The organism is Clostridium sp. (genome assembly GCF_051654825.1).
In the GTDB taxonomy this organism is placed as follows: Bacteria; Bacillota; Clostridia; order Clostridiales; family Clostridiaceae; genus Clostridium.
The window spans coordinates 1-6,664 of sequence record NZ_JBOFYU010000269.1; the positions used below are offsets into that span (position 1 = coordinate 1).

Genomic DNA, 6,664 nt, shown 5'->3' on the forward strand with positions numbered 1-6,664 from the left:
AAAAAAATTCCTTATTGTTATTTTCTCTAAGTTAGTAGATTTAATTCTAAATATTAAATTTTAATATAAGTTAATTTCTTTAGGCCATGGTTCTTTTGTGCATATACTCCATGTTTTATCAATATATTGATGAGTATAATGCTGTTCTATAAGATGATATAAATAAATTCCTCTCTTTGTAAGTTTATATCCTTCTTTATTCTTTTTTATTATTCCAAGTCCTCTTGCTAATAATAATTCAAAATAAAATAATTCTTCTATTTCCTTATTAAAAATCTTTTTAAATATATCCTTACTTAATTCTAAGGTATATAAATTCCAAAATCCCCAGTATAAAGCTCTAACTCTTAATGAAAAATCCATAGTTAATGCTTTAGGATTTTTATTTTTATTAATAGCTTTTATATATTCCTCTACTGAAAATGTATTTATTTTAAAATACTTATTAGTTAATGAAGCTGAACTTGGACCAAAACCTATAAAGGTATCACGAGTAATTGAAGAATATTTAGGAGTATCCTTTTTACCAAATGTCCAAACTGATGTCCTCTTTAAATCTAAACTATTACTTATATTTTCTAAAGCATTTAAAAGCTTCTTTTTTTCCTTAGTATTTACTGGTTTACTTTTATTTTTAGAATATGAAAAATCTATAAAAGGATAAGTTGAAACTTGTGTAGCTCCATTATTAAAAGCTATTTTAAAATCCTCTTTTAAATCAATTTCAGTTTGTCCATTTATTCCAAAAATCAAGTCTACATCTATTACCTTAAACCCAGCTTCAAAGCAAAGTCTTACCTTTTCTTCTCCCCTTACAGTTTCTCTTTCTAATGTCTTTAAATTTTTTTCTTGAAAGGATTGTATCCCAAGACTAACCATTGTAAAACCAATTTTTATAAGCTTATCTAAAAGCTCTTTAGTTACATCTCTAGGATGTAATTCTATTCCCATATCACAGTTTATATTAAAAACATTTTTTAAGGCATCAACTATATCCTGAAGTTCATTAATCATAAGAGCAGGTGTACCACCACCAAAGTATATATTAGTAATCTTCTTATCTTTATAATTAATTCCAATATTATAAATTTCCTTTATTAATGCATCCTTATATCTTAATGCAAGCTCTCTATTATATTTAACCTTATTATATGGACAAAAAGGACATAATATCTTGCAAAATGGAATATGGACATAGAGCCCTATTTCATTTACTTCAGTATCAATATATTCTAGATTATTATTAGTAAAACCTAATGGTTTAAAGCTTCTAGTCTCTATTATCCTTAGTATATTACTTACCATAAATCCTCCTATACATATTTTAGATAAGTTTTCATCATGTCAAATATCACAAGTGGATTACCCCTACATAATTGATTAAATTCATTTGCAAATAAGTAACCACATTCCTTACATAATCCATCTACTTCAATACATCTTCCACATGTATATCTTTTATTTCCCTCAGACACTATACAATGCTCACAAGGATTATCTGAACCTTCCTTACCATAATAATTTAAAGCAGATTTTAAATTAAAAACAGGATATTTTGAATCAATCATTCTTTTTATTTCATTTATAACATAATCCTTTTGAATATTATTCAATGATAAATCCTCTGTTCCTTCATAAGGAGTATGAATATTAAATGAAATAGATTTTAAGTTATCATTGTTTTTAACAAGCTTGCAAAGCCCTTCAATATCTCTAAAGTTTTTATTATTTATAGCCATATAAACACATATATTAGATTCATTTGCCTTATTTACATTTCTCATTATTGTATCAAAGGTATTCCCTCTAATAATATTGTGATTTTCTCTTAATCCATCTAAACTTAAAAATATTACATCTACCTCAGGTAAATCTAAGTCTATAGTCCCATTTGTAACTATATTAACTATGAAAAACCCCATTTCCTTTGCTTCTTTTACTAAATCTCTTAATGTTTTTTCCCCATCTTCCCATAATAATGTTTCTCCACCACAGAAAAACAATATTCTTATTCCATCCTCATACATTGATTCCATTTCTTTTTTTATATCCTCATATGGATATATTATTTTATTTATATTATTAACTGCACAATGTTTACATGATAAATTACAATAGTCAGTTAATATTATAGTTCCTAAAATAGGCTTTTTCTCTTTTAAAAATATTGTTTTCATACCATAATTCGCAAAATGAACAAAATCCCCAACCTTCATAAACCTCACCCTTTTTCCCATTTTATGTATATAATTATACATTCATTATTTTAATTGTAAAGTAATTCCATTTACTTCTACTTAAGCTTTAGTCCCCACAACTTAGCTTATTAGTTAATCTAAGGCCAAAATAAAAATATTATTTTAGCCTTATTTTTTATAAACATAATTATTTTGAAGTTCTAATATTTATTGATACAGGCTTGGACTCATTTCCATTTACATATCTTGCAACTACTTTAAACCCATAAATAGAATTAATCCTTAAACCATCAAATACAATTTCTGTAGTATTTATAGGTAATGTCTCATACTCCTTACCATCCTTATAAACTACATATTCTCTTAACCCTAAAATATTATCTGGCTCATCCCAAGACAATTTTATTGAAGTTCCACTTACTTCCTCTGATTTTAAATTATTAGGTTTAGAAAGTATTATATTTTCCTTGCTTATTTCTTTAATAAATTTTGCATCAGCCCAGTCAGCATGATCTGATCCAGCCCCATCACCTGCATCAGTTACAACAAGCTTAACTTCTTTTGCTCCCTTTATATCTACATTTACATATTCAGCTGGTGAACCAGCTATCATTTTACCACTATTATACTTCTTTACTCCATCTACCCAAACCTCAAAGGTAACTGAAGCTACAGACCCATCCACTTCTTTATCTACGCCTACATAAGAAGTAAAATAATCATAGTTTTCATCTGATACATCATAAATAATAGTTGAATTTGCATGTGTACCTATTCCCTTTTCATAGGTAATATCTTCGCTGTATTTATTAACCCTTATATCATTATTGTCTACACTTTTATTTTTATTTACTGTTCCCCAACCTGTATTTGCACTTTTCCATTCTTTATCACTTACATAATCAAATCCATCTACTACATTAACCTTAAATGTCTTTTGTGATTTAACTTTATTTGAATCCTCTACCTCATATATAACCTTATAAATGCCTGGAAAATCTGTAATTACATTATTAAATTTAATTTTAATATTTGAGCTTATATCTTTTCCCTTATAATCCACTGCCTTTAAATTTTTTAATGGATTAAATTCTGAATTTCTAAGTACTGTAATTCCATCTTCCATTAAAAATATAGGAGCATCACTACTTTGTGATTTTACACTACTTTCCTTTGAAGTGCTTAAGTCCTTACCATAAGCTATTACCTTATAATCATAAACTTGTCCACTTTCCACATTGCTATCATAATAGATACTATTAGTGGTAAACGCTATTTTTTCTCCATTTCTAATTATTTCATAACCTAATATATCTGAGCCATTAGCCTTTGATTCTATACTAAGCTTTATAACTGATTTTTTGCCATTATCTACTGTTTCTATTTCTCTTATTTCACAGTGACTATCTTGAATTCCAGTACCATTATAATTTCTAGCAAGACTATTTAAATACCAATACTTTTTGCCTGTATCCTTATAGCTTTCAAGCTTATATATCGTATCTTCTGAAGGAGAAAAACCATGCCTTTCAAAAAACTCAGTTAAATTAATTCCAAGAATTTCACAAGTATATTCTATAAATGTATCTCTTTTTAATTGCTCATTATCATCTACACTTGGTATTCTATCTCTATAAAGCTGCTGAAGCTTGGACCAATAGTTATCATCAATTAATTGTAGTTGCCAAAGCATTCCAAGGCTTTCAAATAAATCTCCCTCATTAAAGTCTACAGGTTCATCATCACTAACAACCTTTGGATAAACTAAATCTTCATATGGAACTCTATCATTATCTATTCCATTAAAATATTGTTGCATATGATTTGAAACTACATTATTTGTAATCTCTCCCCAGGTTCTTCCTCTTTGATCTAACTTATGTCCTATTTCATGAATAAATCCCCAGGAACTATCCTTAAACATTTCTGGCACTAACATAGTAGTCATTACATCCTTTTGAACTCCAATATGTCCACCTGCTGCATACATAGCACCATAAGGTTGCATAAGCCTAATAGTTTCTCTTATATTTTCTTTTTTATTATTTTCCTTTGAGCCATCTATACCATAAAATCTAAATATTTCATTCATTGTATCTACCCAAAAATTTGTAGTTTCTTCAGGAGTTACTCCTTTTTCAAAATAAGCTTCATAAGCTCCTGTTGTAGTTCCTGTAAGAATTATTGAGTCTGTTACAATTTCAACTAAATCTAGTATTCTTTCATCATCTTCCTGTAAAGCTTCATTGTACTTATATAAAAAGTTTAAAAATTCCTCTTCATTTCCATTATCATAGTAAATAGGATATTTTTCTCCACCTTCTATCCTTATCATAGGTGATCTTTTTTGCTCTTCCTTTGTATATGGATTTACTACGTAGATTGGACCACCTTTTTTAGTTTTTTCTGTCCATGCTTCATCATAAATTTCTGGAACTACTATTTCATTAATTCCAGGATTTAAAGTATATTCTCTATACCAATTTCCATAATGACCTTCTACTTGTGTAAATACAATGCTTGGACATGGATCATTTTCATCTACATCTACAAATACAGTTATCCTATCACCAGGAACTCCATATACTCCTGTAGGCTGTATATTAGTTGACATTCCATGAAGCTGAGCCTCTGCTACATATCTTTGCATATTTCCATTTCTAGTTGGTGTCATAACCACACCTTGTACAACGTTTTCACCACTATAAATTTCTATAGCCATGTCTACTAATTCTAATAATCTATCTGCTAAAGGATGGATCTCACTTTTTTCCCTTAATTCTAGTAACTTATCTATATCATTATATTCTTCCTTTAATTCTGTATAAATTCCATTAGCAAATAAATTACTTACAGAATCTAATGTAGTGTCTTCACCATAAAACCATAGCTCTGAAGCACTAGACCAATTATCATAGGAATTTATAAACTTAATCTTTAATCTCTTAAAGTTTGTGGCTTCCTTAAGCTTAAATTCCATTACATCCTCAGTTGGATTATTTTTATACTTTCCCTTTCCAACTAAAACAAAATCATCTTTACCATCTGTAAGTGAAGAGTATATTTCAAATTCTAATGGAAACCCCTTAGCCCCTGTGCCATCTCTTCTTCCTGAATAAACAATCCTATTAATACTTTCTATATCTTCAAAAGTTACAGTTATTTCATTTTTAAAATCCTTACTGTTTGGTCTACCAGTTTCCCAAAAAGTTTCTAGATTGTTATCTATAGCTTTTTCAATATTTCTATCCCAATATTGTCCTCCATTATTAGTTATGGACTTAACATCTTTTTTGAAAATATCATTATATTCAGATAACTCTTTAAAATCTTTAATCCCAAATTTTTTTATAGCTATATCCTTTTCTTCTTCTAATTTATTTTTTTCTAAAATAAAAGAATTGCTGCTAGCAAATACAGGTACATGGCTAATACTAAAGTTCGAGACTAATGTCATTAAAACCAAGGCTACTATGTACTTGTTTTTCATATAATATTCAACCCCTCTTAAGTTTTATACTTGCTAAATTTTACTATATATATTAATTGTAACTACTTTATGAATGACTGTAAACATATTTTACAAAATTACCAGTATATAGGGTCACTTTAAAATCCTTAGCATATTTTCCCCTTTAACTTTATTACTTCATTATTGCTTAATCCAATTTGAATTAAGTATTCATCCACTGTATTATATTTCTCATGAAATAGATCTAAGAATCTATCCATATACTCTTCTTTAGGTGTGATGATATTTATATCTACATTTTTATTTTCTTCACAAAATGATTCTAAAAGTGGCTTTAAACATTCTTTTGATTTTTTATAATCATCTAATATATCTACTTTAGAAACACCTGCTATTAGTAAAAGCAATGCTGTTACTACTCCAGTTCTATCTTTGCCTGCTGTGCAATGATAAAGTATTCCTCCATTAGAATTTAATATTATCTTTAAAACAACATATATAGTTTTTTGCTCATCTATCATTTCAAAATATGAATTTGGTACTAGTTCTACACTTTCTGGTAATCTTCCATCACCATATATTTTGCAATGATGATAATTAAAATTTTCATCTCCTTTAAATGCAGAAGGTTTATTTTTAACTTCCTCATCATTTCTTAAATCAATAATCGTCTTTATATTATTTGATAATAGCAACTCTCTATCTTTATCAGATATAGTTGCTGGAAGGTCACTTCTCAAAAACACATTATATTTAGTAGCTAGTTCCTCTCCGATAAAATATCCTCCTAAATCCCTTGTATTTAGTGTACTACTTAATAAAAACCTACTCATTTTTCTCCCCCTTATATATTTCATCGATCTGTTAACTTATATGAACATTGCTCTTCTCAACCTAAGGAAATACAATAGGTTTGCGAAACTAAATAATACCCCCTCAGAAAAGGAGAGAAGAACAATGAACAAGACTAATATAAAATGCCCACGCTGTAACC

4 protein-coding genes are annotated in these 6,664 nt (G+C 28.2%); all 4 read right to left on the bottom strand.

The genetic code is table 11. The features are described from left to right. Positions 1–60: 60 nt before the first annotated feature. Positions 61–1,305, bottom strand: coding sequence for a radical SAM protein (locus tag ACRDBA_RS16500; RefSeq protein ID WP_438574027.1), 1,245 nt, complete (start codon positions 1,303–1,305; stop codon positions 61–63). 8 nt (positions 1,306–1,313) lie between these two features. Beyond that, a complete protein-coding gene (locus ACRDBA_RS16505) occupies positions 1,314–2,216 on the bottom strand; it encodes a radical SAM protein (protein WP_438574028.1) in 903 nt (300 codons plus the stop codon). A gap of 169 nt (positions 2,217–2,385) precedes the next feature. Next, on the bottom strand, positions 2,386–5,688 hold the full coding sequence (locus ACRDBA_RS16510) for an NPCBM/NEW2 domain-containing protein (protein WP_438574029.1): 3,303 nt from the start codon (positions 5,686–5,688) through the stop codon (positions 2,386–2,388). 128 nt (positions 5,689–5,816) lie between these two features. Next, on the bottom strand, positions 5,817–6,503 hold the full coding sequence (locus tag ACRDBA_RS16515) for a tyrosine-protein phosphatase (protein ID WP_438574030.1): 687 nt from the start codon (positions 6,501–6,503) through the stop codon (positions 5,817–5,819). Positions 6,504–6,664 lie beyond the last annotated feature (161 nt).

What these genes read in the sequence shown, in the direction of transcription:
- ACRDBA_RS16510 (WP_438574029.1), bottom strand. Translation starts at nt 5,688, where the DNA reads ATGAAAAACAAGTACATAGTAGCCTTGGTTTTAATGACATTAGTCTCG.
- ACRDBA_RS16515 (WP_438574030.1), bottom strand. Translation starts at nt 6,503, where the DNA reads ATGAGTAGGTTTTTATTAAGTAGTACACTAAATACAAGGGATTTAGGA.
- ACRDBA_RS16500 (WP_438574027.1), bottom strand. Translation starts at nt 1,305, where the DNA reads ATGGTAAGTAATATACTAAGGATAATAGAGACTAGAAGCTTTAAACCA.
- ACRDBA_RS16505 (WP_438574028.1), bottom strand. Translation starts at nt 2,216, where the DNA reads ATGAAGGTTGGGGATTTTGTTCATTTTGCGAATTATGGTATGAAAACA.